This is a genomic window from Ruegeria arenilitoris (genome assembly GCF_013030265.1).
Taxonomy (GTDB): Bacteria; Pseudomonadota; Alphaproteobacteria; order Rhodobacterales; family Rhodobacteraceae; genus Ruegeria; species Ruegeria arenilitoris_E.
The window spans coordinates 79,596-93,132 of the sequence record NZ_WPZQ01000013.1; the positions used below are offsets into that span (position 1 = coordinate 79,596).

The 13,537-nt window shown below is 56.4% G+C and carries 14 protein-coding genes; 8 read left to right on the forward strand and 6 right to left on the reverse strand.

Features of this window, described 5'->3' with window-relative positions:
• Window positions 1–17 precede the first annotated feature (17 nt).
• Genes GOX61_RS20135 through GOX61_RS20155 form a run of 5 tightly spaced genes read left to right on the forward strand, consistent with a single transcriptional unit; the run spans window position 18 to window position 5,046 of the window.
• Complete coding sequence (locus tag GOX61_RS20135) at window positions 18–1,949, forward strand: AAA family ATPase (protein ID WP_170336621.1); 1,932 nt, start codon at window positions 18–20, stop codon at window positions 1,947–1,949.
• Window positions 1,950–2,786: a hypothetical protein gene (locus GOX61_RS20140; RefSeq protein ID WP_170336623.1), complete on the forward strand. Its 837-nt coding sequence runs from the start codon at window positions 1,950–1,952 to the stop codon at window positions 2,784–2,786. It begins immediately after the preceding gene.
• Window positions 2,783–4,120: a DUF6638 family protein gene (locus tag GOX61_RS20145; RefSeq protein ID WP_170336625.1), complete on the forward strand. Its 1,338-nt coding sequence runs from the start codon at window positions 2,783–2,785 to the stop codon at window positions 4,118–4,120. Before GOX61_RS20140 ends, GOX61_RS20145 begins: the two co-directional genes overlap by 4 nt.
• Window positions 4,121–4,387 carry a hypothetical protein gene (locus tag GOX61_RS20150; protein WP_170336626.1) on the forward strand — a complete coding sequence of 89 codons (267 nt, stop codon included), beginning with the start codon at window positions 4,121–4,123 and terminating at the stop codon, window positions 4,385–4,387. It begins immediately after the preceding gene.
• 11 nt (window positions 4,388–4,398) lie between these two features.
• Window positions 4,399–5,046: a DUF1523 family protein gene (locus GOX61_RS20155; RefSeq protein ID WP_170336628.1), complete on the forward strand. Its 648-nt coding sequence runs from the start codon at window positions 4,399–4,401 to the stop codon at window positions 5,044–5,046.
• A 64-nt stretch (window positions 5,047–5,110) separates the two neighbouring features.
• Here the strand turns inward: GOX61_RS20155 and GOX61_RS20160 are convergent, their stop codons facing one another.
• From GOX61_RS20160 to GOX61_RS20185, 6 genes are all read right to left on the reverse strand, one after another.
• A complete protein-coding gene (locus tag GOX61_RS20160) occupies window positions 5,111–6,205 on the reverse strand; it encodes a flagellar basal body P-ring protein FlgI (protein WP_170336630.1) in 1,095 nt (364 codons plus the stop codon).
• Window positions 6,202–7,209: a flagellin gene (locus tag GOX61_RS20165; RefSeq protein ID WP_170336633.1), complete on the reverse strand. Its 1,008-nt coding sequence runs from the start codon at window positions 7,207–7,209 to the stop codon at window positions 6,202–6,204. The genes GOX61_RS20160 and GOX61_RS20165 overlap by 4 nt, the downstream gene beginning before the upstream one ends.
• A gap of 2 nt (window positions 7,210–7,211) precedes the next feature.
• On the reverse strand, window positions 7,212–8,663 hold the full coding sequence (flgK, locus tag GOX61_RS20170) for a flagellar hook-associated protein FlgK (protein ID WP_170336634.1): 1,452 nt from the start codon (window positions 8,661–8,663) through the stop codon (window positions 7,212–7,214).
• A 33-nt stretch (window positions 8,664–8,696) separates the two neighbouring features.
• Window positions 8,697–9,992 (reverse strand): flagellar hook protein FlgE, encoded by a 1,296-nt coding sequence (locus GOX61_RS20175; RefSeq protein WP_170336636.1) that lies wholly within the window; start codon window positions 9,990–9,992, stop codon window positions 8,697–8,699.
• A 97-nt stretch (window positions 9,993–10,089) separates the two neighbouring features.
• Window positions 10,090–10,929 carry a flagellar motor protein MotB gene (locus GOX61_RS20180; RefSeq protein ID WP_155146719.1) on the reverse strand — a complete coding sequence of 280 codons (840 nt, stop codon included), beginning with the start codon at window positions 10,927–10,929 and terminating at the stop codon, window positions 10,090–10,092.
• Window positions 10,930–11,021: 92 nt separating this feature from the next.
• On the reverse strand, window positions 11,022–12,359 hold the full coding sequence (locus GOX61_RS20185) for a FliI/YscN family ATPase (protein WP_170336638.1): 1,338 nt from the start codon (window positions 12,357–12,359) through the stop codon (window positions 11,022–11,024).
• Between the two features lie 86 nt (window positions 12,360–12,445).
• Here GOX61_RS20185 and GOX61_RS20190 point away from each other — a divergent pair, with 86 nt between their 5' ends.
• Genes GOX61_RS20190 through fliE form a run of 3 tightly spaced genes read left to right on the forward strand, consistent with a single transcriptional unit; the run spans window position 12,446 to window position 13,535 of the window.
• The gene (locus GOX61_RS20190) at window positions 12,446–12,835 is read left to right on the forward strand and encodes a FlgB family protein (RefSeq protein WP_170336640.1); all 390 of its coding nucleotides are present in this window, start codon (window positions 12,446–12,448) and stop codon (window positions 12,833–12,835) included.
• 10 nt (window positions 12,836–12,845) lie between these two features.
• The gene (flgC, locus tag GOX61_RS20195; RefSeq protein WP_170336642.1) at window positions 12,846–13,232 is read left to right on the forward strand and encodes a flagellar basal body rod protein FlgC; all 387 of its coding nucleotides are present in this window, start codon (window positions 12,846–12,848) and stop codon (window positions 13,230–13,232) included.
• Window positions 13,233–13,244: 12 nt separating this feature from the next.
• A complete protein-coding gene (fliE, locus tag GOX61_RS20200; protein WP_170336643.1) occupies window positions 13,245–13,535 on the forward strand; it encodes a flagellar hook-basal body complex protein FliE in 291 nt (96 codons plus the stop codon).
• Window positions 13,536–13,537: the final 2 nt, after the last annotated feature.

Here is a 13,537-nt window from a genome sequence, read left to right on the forward strand (position 1 = left end):
GCAAAGGCGATTTTGAAATGAGTTTGACGTCAGATCAGATGGAATTGCGCGAAGACGACATTCGCAAGCATTATCCCGCAGCGACCGCCTTGCTGAATGGGTTCGAACACGCACCGCGGATTGCCAAGGCGGTTGAGGTCGCCGTTGAACGTTCTCCGGGTGTGTCGACCGGGCGACGGTTTCGATCCACCACGCCGGGGTTGGTGACACGCCGTACCGCGCGGGCGGATGGGGTGCATCTGGTTGAGAGGATCGAGGCCTCGGACGATGGCGATGCGCTGGTCTCGCCGCCGCAGGCCACGACGCAGCAGGCTATTCGGCGGGCTATAGCCATTGCTCTGGCCGTAGCCGAGGCATATGCGGAGCAAACCCCACTGGCCGATCTGAAACGTGCGAATCTTGCAGGTGATCTACCTGCTGCGCGCAAGACCGAGTTCTCGGAATTGCTAACGGCTGAGGCTCTGATCACCTCTCACACGTTCGGCAACGCACTGGCCTATCTGATGTCTTCGCATCTTGGTGAGACGACCGCCGATATCGGTGAGATCGAAGAAGTTCTGACCGACAATGGCCAACTCGCCCTGCATGGCGCGCTATGGGAGCTGGACCAAACGCTGGCCAAACACGCGCCCGACGATGCGCATCTCATTGCGGCCACCAGCGCCTATGCTGAACAGCTGATGGAAAAGGCGGCCCTGCGCGCGCAGTCTGCTGGCCACCTGGGCCCGTTCCAGAACGCCGCCTGGCATATCGAGGCCGACGACCTGACGATCCGAGGTTTTGAGCCGGCCTCAAAGGCCAAATCCACCACGCTAACCATGACATTCAAGAAACCGAACGAGGTGGTGGGCAACCATATCGCCAAGTATCAGGCGATGAAGCTAGCCAAGATGGTGATGGCCTATGACTTCGACCGCCGCCTGAACCCGTTCGCGGAACTCGGCGGGTTCATCTTCACCTTCATGGGCGACGGCAAACCGGGTACCGGCAAAACCACCCTGATCCAGATGATGGCCGGGCTGATCAACGACTACTGCCAGAATGCGGGCTATCCGTTTCGCTATCAGAACCTGAGCACCGACAATATCGACAGCTATCAGGGCAAGTCCGGCCAGAACGCCAAGGCCTTCATCAACACGATTATCGACCCCTCGGTCATCGGCTTCGGCACTATCGATGACATCGACCAGCTGGCAGGCAAGCGCGGCGACCGACAATCGTCAGCCGGGCAACTGGAAATCACCGCCGTGCTGATGGAGAGCTTTGCGGGTGCCAACACCGTCGTGCGCGGCAACTGCACCTTTGGCATGTTCTCGAACTACCCCGAGAACGTGGACGACGCCCTGCGTCAGCGCGCAGGTGCGCGGTTCCTGGTGGACGGGCCGCAAACGCGCGAGGACTACATCGACATCCTGCACCTGCTGATGGGCCGTAACCACGACATCCCGCTGGGAGAACACGAAGCCTATGCTGCGCAGGAAATCAAAAAGGCCGTCGCCGCCAGTTTCGAAAGCCACGCCCGCCCGCATGAGGACGCTCTGCTGCAGGTCTATGACCGAGTGTCCGGCGAGATCGGCCAGATGGACACCATCGCCAAGCTGGGCACCTACCTCAAGGCGATCCAGCAGGCTGATGAGCGTTTCACCGGCCGCGCGATCAAGAACATCACCGACGCGGTCAAGGTTCGCGCGATGGATTTCGAACTGCCCGACGAATGGATGGAGAACCCCGACCTGTTCCTGTTCCGCGACTACGACACCAAGAAGGCGATGATCGAGGACCTGCGCCAGCCGATCACGGTCGAGATGGTGATCCAAGAGATCAACCGCTACGCCGACAGCGAGTTCCGCTATGCCGACAAGAGCGACGAGGTCGCCATCGAAAACGCCGTCCGCGAGATGGGCCGGATGGAAGAGGCCAAGCGGCGGTATTTGGAGGGGAAGGGGTAAATGGACGCTGTAGAGCGACCCAACTTCTGGCGTTTTGGCAATCCCATCATGTGGGCCTGCATTACTACGATGGGTTTCGTTGCATTGATCGTTTGGTTTGGGTTGGCTCCGACTTGCAATGGCGACCTGTTTCCGAAAGGCGATTGCCCTCCGAAATGGCGACACCTCTACGCTGCCCCACCAAATGAGGTGGGAGATACGCTTGCAGGTTTAGCGGGAGTACTTGCGTTCATTTGGTTGATTGCGACTGTATTGCTGCAATCCGTTGAGCTTGGCGAGCAAAGGCGCGTACTCGCGTTGCAAAAAGAAGAAATGGAGGAGCAGCGAAAAGCTACCCAAGATATGGCTGCGGCGATGGGTGTGCAGTCGCAGATTTTTGAAGACGAAAAGCTTTATAGAAATGAAGCTCGAAGTCATCAGCTTTTGTTAGCTAAAGTCGACGCGCTGCGTAGGATTTCACGTAGCATAGTAGATTGGAACAGTCTCGAAATTGAGTTTAGCGAAGATAATGACATCTATGATCTATGCAGAGAGTTAGATAGTGCGAAAGAACTGGCCGACGTATCTGAAGGTCTGCTCAATTTTTTCTCATTTCTGCCCGACAGGATTTCACTACTTTCAATCGATGATTGGATGGAAACAAAAACATATTTTTACGAGCAAGCTGAAAGCGTAACAAAAGTTGCTTCAGAAATTCTTTTGTTAGATCAAAGTCTCTCATTGGCAGATCGTCAGCTTGTCACAAATATGAACTTAGGGACTCTAATAAAATGCACTCAAAATGTGACACTCAAATATAGCCGTTTCAAGGAAGAACACGTGAGGCCAAAACTATGATCCGCCTCATCGAAAAAGGCCTGATGTTTGGCAACCTCGTCCACATCTCCAGCCCGGCTCTGGTCGAGCGTTATAACCGCGCGTTGCAACATCTGGCGGGCAAGACCACGGCGCTGACGGATTTTCATGTCGATATCTCGGGCTATTCGCCAGAGGTGGGGATTGAGTTGGAGGATGAGCTCTACCTCAACCCCAACGGGATCAACCGGCAGTTTATCCTGCTGACGACCGAGCAGAAACGCGCGCCTTTGCTGAACGTCAAATTCTCGACCTCGCGCGATATCCTGCGCGAATTCATTGAGATGAACGAGGCGCAGCTGTTTGCCCTGACCGCCACCGATGCGGTGGCCGGAGAGCTGGTGAACTCGGTTTTCAAACTCACTACGCCGCGCGACCTGCTGAACCTGCGCAAGATTGAGATCGAGGCTGACACTGCAGGCGGCACCCTGCGCAAGGCCGAGCAACTCGCGGGCATGGTCGAACGGTTCAAGACAAAAGAGGACGCCTGGTTCGACGATGTGCTGATCGCGAAAATGATCGAGACAGCCAAGGAAACCGGTGACGTCACACGAAACCCTGTTCGCCTGCGTCACACCGCATTCGAGCAGCGCAACTTTTGGACGGCGCATTTCGGTGGCTTGTACCTGTTCCCGGATCTGGATCACCCGGCGGCGATTTGCATGGGCGAAAAGCCCGATGATATGCCGATCAAATATGTATTTGACCCGTCGCAGCGAAACCAGATAGCCAAATTCCTCAATTACAACGATCTTGTCGAACCCATCGTCAAGGCGCGCGGCGTGGATGCCGCCGCGATCCTGCAACAGAAGATGGATTTCCTGACGATCGATGCTGCAGCAAACGCGGACGTGGATCTGACCGGACTTGACCGCAGTGATATGCGACGGTTAGCCCGCAATCACGCGGATCGCCTGCCAGAAGCCTATCACGGATTGGCGCAAATGTTGCGCTGGGCAACGGATGGTGGGCCATGGCCGCGCATTACATCCGATCACCCGGCCTATTTTTATACCTTGCGCGCCGCCAATACCCCACACCGCGATCTGGTAAACATGCTGCTGGCCGAGTTGGCCCCGTTGGACCCCCGCCAGTTGTTCATCTGCCACAAGCCCTTGTTCTACAGTACTTACGCCACGTGGCCCGAAACCAAAAAAGCCTTTGTTGCTGACTTCCTTGCGCGCGAGTATCAGGTGGACAAAACTGGTGCACGCGCTGCGCTGTTCGGGCATGAGCCGGATATGAGTGGGGAGGACTACATCGCAGAGGATATAATTGCGCGGGTAGGGCCCTGGGGTGCTGTTGGGAGGAACTGAATGATCGTTGCAATCCGTTTCCTGATCCCACTGTTGATCATTCTGACCGTGATTTACTTTGGGCTTTCGATCTACTCCCGTCTAGTGCGACGTCGCAAGTTGATCGCGCATTGGGAAAGGAAGGGAATGACCGGTGACCGGGATGCATTTGTCGCACGCGGGCTGAAGAAATATGACAACTCCTTTCGCCGGAAACTCTTGCTGGGCGTTTACGTCGTCCCGCTTGGGGCAATCGCCCTGCTTATCTACATAACCAATTTCAAATGAGGACCGGATAGATGGTCTATGTCAAATGGGCGTTCATCATAGTTTTCTGGGGTTTGATCGCCTCGGTGCTGGAATATACCTTGCCGCAACAGGATGTGGTGCGGATCGTCAAAACCGAAGTGCGGCGGGTTGATTTCGGCGAGAACTCGATTTTCTGGGCGCAACAGGACACCGGTCAGGAGACTGCGCAGTCGATAAACCGCGATGTGCGTTTCGTCGAAACCTTCCGTCCCAACGGAAAGCCGCGCGTTTATCGGAATGAGGATACTGGTTGGGGCTGGCCGCCCTATTTCAAGCTCGACAGTTCGAACCTGCAGGCCGAATTGACCAATCTTGTGTCGACCGCGGATAACCCGCAATGGGTGGTGTTGCGCCATTATGGCTGGCGCAATCAGCTGATGTCGATTTTCCCCAATGTGGTATCGGTGCGCCCGGTAGACAGTCCGGACGTTCGGCTAATCCCATGGTTCAACATCATTTTCCTGACTGTATTCTTTGCCATCGTCTGGGCACTTTGGGTGCGCTGGCGCCGTTTCCGGCAGCGCCGCATTGACCCGATGTTGGAAAGCGTCGAGGACGGTTTTTATGCTGCGGGCGATGCCATCGAAGAAAAGCGGGGCAGATTCCGCCGTTGGCTGGATAGTTGGAAGTCGAAATAAACCGGCTAAACAGATCATTCCGAGTGATGTCAGTGGGGCGCTGCGACCCGGAGTTTCACCGAGTTCATCTAACGATGAACTCGGCATGAAGAGCTCCTGCGGCCTTGATCGTTTTGAGTATGTCGATCATGTCCCGAGGTGAAACGCCCAGAGCGTTCAGGCCCGCGACAACTTCTGACAGGGTCGTCGCCTCCGGAATTTCCGCAAGGCCAGTCCCTTCATCTTCTTCTATGTCGGCGAATGTTCTGGGGACCACGACGGTTTCGCCTCTGGCAAAGGGATTAGGCTGGACTGCGATTGGCGCTTCTTCGACTCTCAGGGTCAGGTTGCCCTGAGAGACAGCAACGCGCGAAATACGGACTTCCTGCCCCATAACAATGGTGCCGGATCTCTGATCGACCACAACCCGAGCTTTGGATTCAGGCTGGACGAGGATATTCTCGATGCGCCCGATAGCATGCGCTGTCGATAGGGCCTGGGTGGCGGCGATGTTCAACTCAACTGTGCCGGAATCCCGCATGATGGCCACCGCGCGATTGAACTCGGTATTGATTGCGGTCTCGATGCGCCCGGCCGTTGTGAAATCAGGCTCCCGAAGGGCCAGCCGCAACTGGGTCAGTGCGGACAATTCAAAGTCGATTTCCCGTTCAACCCGTGCACCAGAAGGAATGACCCCGGATGTCGGGACACCGCGCACAACTGTGGCTGCTTCACCCTCGGCCACAGCTCCGCCTGCCAGAACTGTACCCTGGGCCACCGCATAAATTTGCCCGTCCGCCGCGTTGAGTGGGGTCATGATGAGCGTGCCACCGAGCAAACTTTTGGAGTCTCCGATCGCTGAAACCGTCACATCAATCTGGCCGCCGACCCGCGAAAAAGGCGGCAGGCTGGCTGTCACCAAAACGGCGGCGACATTTTTGGGGCGAAAATCCTCACCGTTCACATTGACGCCCAAACGCTCAAGAATGTTGGACATGATCTCTTCGGTAAATGGCGAATTGCGCAAGCCATCACCGGTTCCGTTCAGCCCGACGACAAGGCCGTAACCCACCAGATCGTTGCCGCGAACACCATCGAACTCCACAAGATCCTTGAGCCGGATCGCGCCAGCGCTGGCGATGCCCGGGATCATAACCAGAAGAAAAACAAGGATTCTCATCTCAGGAAGTTCACCAGTGACAGGTTCGCATTGCGAACAGTTACGGAATACAGGCTCTCCAGTTGGAACTGCACGGTTTTCAGTTTGGATGCAGTTTCGTAGGGGTCCGCCGCGATCAAAGCGTTTCGCGCGTATTCCATGCTGGTTTTTGCGGCTGAATTGCGTGTTGCAGCCTGTTCTATTCGCGCCTCGGATGCTCCGACTTGCGCACGTAGCTTGATGGTCTCATCTTTGGTGTTGGCCAGCTCGACGCCCAGTTCCTTAAATAGCACCGTCCTTTGATCAGGCGTCAGGCCAAGGGCGCTGTCCGTTGCCAATGCGGCAACCGCGACATCACGCAGCGCAGATCGAAGCGCAGGGTCATTTGCGGTTATTGGGACCGAGATATTTTCATTCTCGGCAATTTCCATTGGCGCGAGTGTTTTGTCCGATCCCTGATAGATCACGGCCTCGAACCCGGTTGGATCATTGAACCAATCTCTGGCTGCGTTACGGATATCTGTTGGGGTGGTCAGACCGGTCAATTCGGCCTTCAATGCCGTCAGCAAAGTTTCAGCGGATGCCAGAGGTGAAACATCGGTCGCCGTTCCCGAATACAGGCTACGCCCGCCCGCCCGCGTGTTCAGAGCGGAAATCATCGTGTCCAGCTCATTGCGTGCTTGAACAGAAGCCTGATCATGTGTGACGGCCTGATTTGCGGTTCCAAAGGAAAGCAGTGACGAGGATAAATTGCTGATCGAACTGTTGAAGGTTTCGAGACTCAACTGCATCGCATCCGTAAACAAACGCGCCTCGCTCGTGACAACTGAATAGGCGTTTAGCTGCGACAGCTTGTGATCCAGATCCAGCAGGTGAGAATAATCTCCGTCGAGCCGACCAGAGACATCCTGCACCTTGCCGGTGGACATCTCATACGACAGCGTTTCAATCTGTGATTTGATTTCGGTGCTCCGCGTCCGCAGGGTCAGACCGCGTGCGAGGTCACCAATAGAAGTCAGGGTCATGATCAAAGCCTCAGCAAAGTGTCCATCAGTTCGTCAACAACCGAAATAATCCGGGCATTTGCGGCATAGACTTTTTCGATCTGCATCATCCGCTGCAGTTCCGCATCGCTGTCCACGCCCTGCTCGGCAACGAGCTTCTCCATCTCTAGCTGTGCACTGGCGGCAAATACCTTTCGCTCATCTGCGGTATGCGCATTTGCCCCTGCTTTCGACAGCAGTGCCTCGGTGATTTCTGCCGCGCGCATGTCACCGGTCCCGAAAACTGATCCTGAGACCGGGCGAGCATTGGTGAGAGCCGCGCGAAAGGCTTTGATTTGGGCTGCGTCACCCGGTTCTCCAGGTGCTGCTGCACCCAATCCAGTGCGAAGTTTCCAGCTATCGCCGCCCGCATCCGGATCCACAACAGCGTTCAAACCGATACGAGAGGCCAGGCCGGCTGGAGCGGTTGGATCGAACCGGTTGCCTTCATCCGTGAAAATACCGGGATCTGTTGCGGTGGCCGTCGGATCCAGGCCCGCGGTTTCATACCGCTCGATAAGGTCACGCGCGACGATGTCGAGGTTTGTCTGAGCTTCAACAGCAAGCTCATCCCGGATATCAAACTGAGCCATCAAGGCGCCACCACGTATCTGGGCAGAACCCCCACTGGTTCTGACAGGTTGCCCATTGGCCTCAAGGCCGGACAACAGACCGTTCCCGATGGTCATGTGGGGTTTTGTTTCACCGGTGGTCGAAAAGGAAAACTCTACCGCCTGCCCTTCGAGCAGGATCAACCCGCCATCGGCATAAAGTGAGACGCGATCGTTTTCTCGTTCAACAACGTTGACCGGTACAAGATCGTTGACCTGACTGATGAGTTCCTGCCTCTGATCCAGCAGGGCACCTATGTCACCTCCTGAATTGCGTATCGATGGGATACGTGCATTCAGCGCCTCGATGTCTTCTAAGGTGGTGTTCAGTGTTTGAACCTGTTTGCCGATCGTTCTGTCTGCATCTGACCGCATCTGCCGCAACCCTTCGGAGGCAGAATTCAGTTTGTCAGCCAGATCTCGAGCACTGCGCGCTGCCTGATCAAGCCGCTCAACCGAATCCGGAAGACTGGCGGCTGTGGTCAGGCTGCTTTCGAATTTGGCAAGGCGGGAGGCGAGAGATGCGGCATCATCAGCGGTTCCAACGAGTTTATCAAAGCGATTGTGAAAATCCGAGGTCGCAGAATTGGCAGCCAGTTCTGCATCAGCGGTTCGGAGATTGGCCATCAAAACCGGATTCTGATGTCGGGTCACGCCAACGACCCTTACCCCATTTCCGGAAATCGGGCTGGTTGCCAGTTCCAGCGATCTGCGGGCGTATCCCGGTGTCAGTGCATTGGCGATGTTTCCGGAAACGACTGCCGCGCCCCGGCTGGCCGCAGTCAGACCACCTAACGCGTTGTTCAGGGCCGTTGACATGCTCATGGAACAATTCCTTTCGGTTGATCGCTAAGCTGATCAGCGTTTGATGTTGGTGGTTTCCTGCAGCATTTCATCGACGGTCTGTATGACTTTGGCGCTTGAGGAATAGGCGCGCTGTGTCTGGATCATCGATGTCAGCTCAGTTGCTACGTCGGTCGTCGATTCCTCGCGTGCAAATGAAACAAGGTCTCCGGTCGGGCCTTTGCCAGCGTCCCACAGGAAGAATTTGCCGCTGTCACGAGATGGGGAATACGTCTGACTGTCCAGAGCGTTCAGGCCGTTGGGATTGGGCACGTCCGCAAGCGGGATCTGGAACATACGCCGGCTTTCGCCTGTGTCATAAAGCGCATAAACATAGCCGCTTTCGTCGACCTTCACGCTTGTCATCGTTCCCACGGCAGAACCGTCACGGGTGATGGATACTGGGGCAAAAGTGTCCGACAGTTGGGTGATGCCGTTGGAATCACCGATCTGACCAATATTGATCTCCATCGGCCCGCCATCCACATTCACGACGAGACTGCCGGTGGCAGGATCATATGCACCACCGGACACCGTGGTAACGCTTGCCAGGGTTCCCCCTGCCGTTCGGCTGTCGGTGAAGGTCAGCGTGTATTCTCCGATGATCGTTCCGCCCGATGCCGAGTCGCGCAGGATCATCGTCCATTCGTTGCTTGACCCGGTCGCAGGGACTGTTGGGCTCAGTTCAATGTTTACACTTTCCGACTTACCAAGATTGTCAAAATACTCGACTGACAAAGGTTGGTTGTCACCTGGTGCACCCGCATCAGTTGCTGTTGCGGGCAGGTTGAAGCGCAGATCCATCTTGGTCGTCGGAGAGCCTGAGAGTTTGTTGCGGCTGAACTGAACGGGCTCCAACGCGGCCGGAGTGTCACGCGGGACACTTGGGAACGATCCGTCTGGGGCCGCAGGCCAGCCAAGCAGCACCAGCCCGGATTCAGTCACCAGATACCCTTCGGAATTGGCGCGGAACGAGCCTGTGGTCGTCAGCAACATCTCCTTGGAACTTGAACCGATCTGAGAGCTGGACATAACCGGGAGCATCCCGCGCCCGCGTACGGCCAGATCCGTTGAATTGTTGGTGGTAATCAGCGAGCCACGTTGATCTATCAGACGTTGGCTGGTGGCCCGAACTCCCCCGGCCGAATAGGCGCCGCCCTGACCGGAGTTGACCATCGAGTGGAAATCCGTCTCGACCCGCTTGTAGCCAAATGTCGATGAGTTGGCGATGTTGTCGGAAATGGTGGCCAACCTGTTGGCGTTGGCTTTCAGAGCCGCCACACCAGCATTCAGCGAAGAGGAAATTGTCATCGGCACGCCCTTCTGTTGCGTCAATCGTCGCAGCAACAGGTAACGTGCCAGCCCTTAACACCGCGCTAACATGTAAAATGCGTCCTATCCTGATCGACTAAATGTTCCTCAGGAAGATGATTTCGATCCTGTTGTTTCGGGTTGCCATGGGATTCTCAGCCACGAGTTCTCGATCCGCATGGCCCGTGACGCGGTTTAATCGTTCTGTATCAACGCCTTTGTCCTGCAACAGCTGACGCACGACCTGTGCCCGTGATGTGGACAGATCCCATACCGGATTACGCGCCAAAACGATCGGGGATGAACGAACATGCCCATCCACGGCGACCGCGTTGGTCACAAGATCCGAGGACCGGGCAACCAATAGAGCCAGCGCTCGCATCATGTCGGTAGGATCATCCGTTCCCGATTCGAACAGCGGTTGATCGTCGGTATCGAATAACTCCACGACCAGCCCTTCATCAGTGACACGCGTAACTATGTGTTTGAGTACCTTATCTGACACCAAGCTTTCGCCTGTACGACCCAGCAATTGCGCCTCGAGCGAAGAAAAATCTTCGAATGCGCCTTTGCCGCCCCCTTTGGCATCAACGCCAGTAGACCCGCGTGCCTGTTTGGCCTCGGTCGGATTGCGATTGCTCGCGCCCGAGCCATCCATGACCATAGTTTTCTCAGAGAACATGTTGTTGCCGCCAAAGGCCCCGTCACCTCCACCCGAAACCGGATTGACCGGGATCGTCGGCGAGAAATAGTCCGCCAGCCCCTTGCGTTGTTTTTCAGTCGTTGCATTCAGCAGCCACATCAACATGAAGAACGCCATCATGGCCGTGACAAAGTCGGCATATGCGACTTTCCACGCGCCACCATGGTGGCCATCGCCACCGGACACACGTTTCTTCTTGATGATGATTGGCGCCGCATTGGATTGCGCACCCATCTCCACCACCTTTTTATCACCCGCTTCCGGGGTAGCAGCGCAGGTCTTAAGGTGGACTTAACACTTAAAACTGTCTGGATTTGAGCCGACCCCTATCTGGGGAGTCCTGCTGTGGCGCGCCGCAGGATCAGAGCCAGCCGATTAAAGCTGTTATCGATACCATCCGGATCGGTCTTTGCGAAAAAACTGTCCAGTTCTTCATGAACCCGAACAGCCTGGTCCAACAGCGGGTCGGCGCCTTCGGCATAAAGACCTGCCTTGATCATAACCTCGGACTGTTCGTAGCTGCCGACAAGCTTCCGCGTTTCCGAGATGAGTTGGTTCTCCTCATCAGTCGCTGCTCTTGGCAGACTGCGCGAGACTGACCGACTGAGATCGATTGCGGGGAATCGGCCACGCTCCGCAATTTCGCGGCTGAGGACGACATGCCCATCCAGCACGCCGCGCAAAATATCCGCAACTGGTTCATCCATGTCCGACCCGGCGACCAGAACACTGAAGACAGCTGTGATATCACCCTGGTCCGACGTTCCGGGTCCGGCGCGCTCACACAGGTTGGCGATCAGAGGGGTTACGGATGGAGGGTATCCGCGCAGAGAAGGGGATTCGCCCATTGCGACCGCGATTTCACGGTGGGCTTCAGCGAATCGGGTAACCGAGTCTGCCAGGAACAGGACATTCAGCCCCTGATCGCGAAGAAACTCCGCTACAGACATCGCCGACCAGGCACAACGCCTGCGCGCCAAGGCCGACTGATCGGATGTGGCCGCGACGACAACTGACCGCTTCATCGCATCAGGCCCCAGAGCAGAACCTACAAATTCGTTGATTTCGCGCCCGCGCTCGCCCACCAGCGCGATAACCACTGCATCTGCTTGCATCGAGCGGGCCAGCGTTGCCAGTAACGAAGATTTTCCAACACCCGATCCCGCAAACAATCCGACTCGCTGACCCTGAACAATTGGAAGAACCGTGTTGAGTATCGCCAGACCGGTTGCCATCCGTTCACCAAGCGGTTTACGTGCGACGGCAGGTGGTGGTGATTGCATGATGTCGCGACTGTGCACCCCAGCCAGCAGCGGTTTTCCGTCCAGTGGTTTACCAAACGGGTCGATCACCCGGCCCAGCCAGTGCAGTCCCGGGGCAAAGGCAGGTGATTGCTCCAGACATACCCGATCTCCGAGGCTGACCCCATCGGGTGCGGCGCCCGGCAGCATATGAATATGGTCGGAATCGACGTGGAGAACTTCGCCAGAAAGATCTGGCCCCTCACGCCGCTGCAATGTCAGGCGATCTCCTGTCCGGGCCTGCTTGTTCAGGCCAGCGACCTCGATCACTCCGTTCGCCACGCCTGAAACGAGCCCGACATGCCGGACAGCTGTCATTCTGTCGAGCTCATGTTTCAGAAGTATCGGGTCGAGATCGGTCATCGTGGATTCTCCAACGTTTGTTGAAAACGGTTTCTAAAGGAATCGGAGTTAAGCCTTGGTTGAAATCGATCGAGGGAGAAGCCCCGATGTTCTATGACCTGAACGTCTTTAAGACAGCGTACGCTATGGCAACCCATGCAGGGCAACGGCAGGCTGTCATCTCACGCAACATGGCCAATGCGGACACGCCGGGCTACCAGCCACGCGATATCGAGGCCTTTCAGACAGCTTTTGAAAACTCCGTTCGCGAAAGCGCAATGGCCGCAACCCGGCCCAGCCATCTGCACGGTGGTGGCCTGGTCGGACAAACATGGGCCGAACACACGGCGAAGGCATCGTCTGATCCCAACGGCAACGGCGTTTCGTTGGAGGCAGAGATGCTGAAGGCGGTCGAGGTCAAACGGCAACATGATCGCGCCCTGGCCATATACCGTTCATCCATCGGCGTTCTGCGCACCAGTCTTGGCCGGGCCTGAGGGGTAGATCATGAGTGATTTTTCGCATTCCCTCAGTGCTTCGGCCAGTGCCTTGCGTGCACAAGCTGCAAGGTTGCGGCACGTGTCCGAAAACATCTCTAACGCCGATACGCCCGGATACCGCCGCAAGACGGTCCCCTTCGAAGCGATTGATCAGGATGGCAAGCAGTTGGTGCAGGCTGGGCGCGTCAAACTCGATCGCCGGGACCTGAGCCGCATCTATGACCCCAGCCATCCGATGGCAGATGATACCGGCCATTATCGTGGCTCGAATGTCGATCTGATGATCGAGATCGCGGACGCACGCGAGGCGCAGCGCAGCTACGAAGCCAATCTCAAGATGTTCGACCAGACCCGTCAGATGTCGGCGAGTCTGATGGATCTGTTACGTAAATAAAGGAAAGCCAGAATGGATATCCGATCACTGAATGCCGCGCAAAGTTATGCATTTGCGCGCCCTGCTACACAGGCCGACCCCGATCACGGCGGCATCGCGCAGGGACTGCGATCCACGTTTCAGGATTTTGCAGCAACATTGCAGCACAGCGAACAAGTCGCACAGTCTTCGATGGTGGGTCAGGCAGATCCGCATGCGCTGGTGCAGGCATTGGCGCAGACGGAACTGGCAGTCGAAACAGCCGTCATCGTCCGCAACAAAGTGGTCGAGGCCTATCAGGAAATCCTGAGGATGCCGGTCTGATC

Bases quoted from the DNA above. Each gene is read 5' to 3' on its own strand.
- GOX61_RS20135 (WP_170336621.1), top strand. From the start codon at position 18: ATGAGTTTGACGTCAGATCAGATGGAATTGCGCGAAGACGACATTCGC.
- GOX61_RS20140 (WP_170336623.1), top strand. From the start codon at position 1,950: ATGGACGCTGTAGAGCGACCCAACTTCTGGCGTTTTGGCAATCCCATC.
- GOX61_RS20145 (WP_170336625.1), top strand. From the start codon at position 2,783: ATGATCCGCCTCATCGAAAAAGGCCTGATGTTTGGCAACCTCGTCCAC.
- GOX61_RS20150 (WP_170336626.1), top strand. From the start codon at position 4,121: ATGATCGTTGCAATCCGTTTCCTGATCCCACTGTTGATCATTCTGACC.
- GOX61_RS20155 (WP_170336628.1), top strand. From the start codon at position 4,399: ATGGTCTATGTCAAATGGGCGTTCATCATAGTTTTCTGGGGTTTGATC.
- GOX61_RS20160 (WP_170336630.1), bottom strand. From the start codon at position 6,205: ATGAGAATCCTTGTTTTTCTTCTGGTTATGATCCCGGGCATCGCCAGC.
- GOX61_RS20165 (WP_170336633.1), bottom strand. From the start codon at position 7,209: ATGACCCTGACTTCTATTGGTGACCTCGCACGCGGTCTGACCCTGCGG.
- flgK (WP_170336634.1), bottom strand. From the start codon at position 8,663: ATGAGCATGTCAACGGCCCTGAACAACGCGTTAGGTGGTCTGACTGCG.
- GOX61_RS20175 (WP_170336636.1), bottom strand. From the start codon at position 9,992: ATGACAATTTCCTCTTCGCTGAATGCTGGTGTGGCGGCTCTGAAAGCC.
- GOX61_RS20180 (WP_155146719.1), bottom strand. From the start codon at position 10,929: ATGGGTGCGCAATCCAATGCGGCGCCAATCATCATCAAGAAGAAACGT.
- GOX61_RS20185 (WP_170336638.1), bottom strand. From the start codon at position 12,359: ATGACCGATCTCGACCCGATACTTCTGAAACATGAGCTCGACAGAATG.
- GOX61_RS20190 (WP_170336640.1), top strand. From the start codon at position 12,446: ATGTTCTATGACCTGAACGTCTTTAAGACAGCGTACGCTATGGCAACC.
- flgC (WP_170336642.1), top strand. From the start codon at position 12,846: ATGAGTGATTTTTCGCATTCCCTCAGTGCTTCGGCCAGTGCCTTGCGT.
- fliE (WP_170336643.1), top strand. From the start codon at position 13,245: ATGGATATCCGATCACTGAATGCCGCGCAAAGTTATGCATTTGCGCGC.